Source organism: Pseudomonas sp. rhizo25 (assembly GCF_031931935.1).
Lineage (GTDB): Bacteria > Pseudomonadota > Gammaproteobacteria > Pseudomonadales > Pseudomonadaceae > Aquipseudomonas > Aquipseudomonas synxantha.
The window spans coordinates 1-1,711 of record NZ_JAUJXA010000037.1; the positions used below are offsets into that span (position 1 = coordinate 1).

Consider the following 1,711-nt stretch of genomic DNA (forward strand, 5'->3'; position numbering starts at 1 on the left):
GAAACCCGATGCGAGCCTGTTGCAAAAAGCTTACGTGGCGCCGCAAAGCCCGCTGGAGCAGCAGATCGCAGCCATCTGGCAAGACGTGCTCAAACTGGAACGTGTGGGCCTGAACGACGACTTCTTCGAGCTGGGCGGTCATTCCCTGTTGGCCACCCAGGTCATCTCCCGGGTGCGCCACGCCCAGAACACCGATGTGCCCCTGCGCAACCTGTTCGAGTCCAGCACCCTGCATACGTTCGTCGCCAGCCTGGCGCAGGAGCCGGCGCGCCATGAGCCGCCATTGGTGCGGGTTGAGCGCGATCAGCCGCTGCCTCTGTCCTATGCCCAGGAACGCCAGTGGTTCCTCTGGCAACTGGATCCTGACAGCACGGCCTACCACATCCCGGCAGCCCTGCGCCTGCGCGGCCACCTGGACACCCAGGCCCTGCAACGCAGCTTTGACGGCCTGATTGCCCGCCATGAGAGCCTGCGCACCTCGTTCTCCCAGGAAGGTGAACGCACCGTGCAACGGATTGCCTCCCACGCTCACCTGGCAATGACCATCGAGGCGTGGCCGGACGCCGACGCGCAGACGGTACGTGCGTGTATCGAAGACGAGACCCGACAGTTGTTCGACTTGCAGCACGGCCCGCTGCTGCGGGTCAAGTTGCTGAGACTGGCACCTGACGATCACGTGCTGATCATCACTCAGCACCATATCGTCTCCGACGGTTGGTCGATTAATGTGATGATCCAGGAGTTGGTCGCCCTGTATGCGGGGTTCAGCCGGCAACAGGATGTCAGCCTGCCCGAACTGCCCATCCAATACGCTGACTATGGCGTGTGGCAACGTCAATGGATGGACGCTGGGGAACGCGAGCGCCAACTGGCCTACTGGACCGGTCAACTGGGCGATGAGCAAACGGTGCTGGAACTGCCTACCGACCACGTCCGGCCGTCCGAGCAAAGCTACCGAGGTGGGCAACTGGAACTGGTGCTGGACCGCGAGCTGAATCAGGCGCTCAAGCAATTGGCACGTGAGCAAGGCGTGACCTTGTTCATGCTATTGCTGGCGTCGTTCCAGACCCTGTTGCATCGCTACAGCGGGCAAACCGATATCCGTGTCGGCGTGCCGATTGCCAACCGCAACCGCGTGGAAACCGAGGGATTGATCGGATTTTTCGTCAACACCCAGGTACTGCGCGCAACGCTCGACGGCCAGGTGCGGTTTGTCGAGTTGCTGCAACAGGTCAAACAGCACGCCTTGCAGGCCCAGGCTCACCAGGACTTGCCATTCGAGCAATTGGTCGAAGCACTGCAGCCACAACGCAGCCTCAGCCACAGCCCGCTGTTCCAAGTGATGTACAACCATGCCAGCGTGCAACCGCAAACCCGCGTCACGCTACCTGGCCTGAGCCTCGAAGTGCTTGAAGGCTCGTTGCCCAGCACCCAGTTCGACCTCTCGCTGGACACCTTCGAGTCCACTGACACACTGCAGGCAACCCTTACCTACGCCATCGATCTGTTTGAGGCCTCGACCATCCGCCGCCTGGCCGCGCATTGGCAGAACCTGTTGCAGGCGATCGTGCGTGACTCGCAGCAACGCCTCGGTGAACTGGACATGCTGGGCCGCGAAGAACATCACCTGATGCTGCATGACTGGAGCACCGCCACTCTCGATTACCCCAGTGAGCAGCGGGTTCACCAACTGTTCGAAGCCCAGGTAGCA

Annotated in this window: 1 protein-coding gene; it reads left to right on the top strand. The window is 61.5% G+C overall.

Annotation, left to right across the window (positions count from 1 at the left end; all coding sequences use genetic code 11):
• Positions 1–1,711, top strand: a 1,711-nt coding sequence (locus tag QZR30_RS27805; RefSeq protein WP_311904779.1) for a condensation domain-containing protein, incomplete at both ends; no start/stop codon positions are given.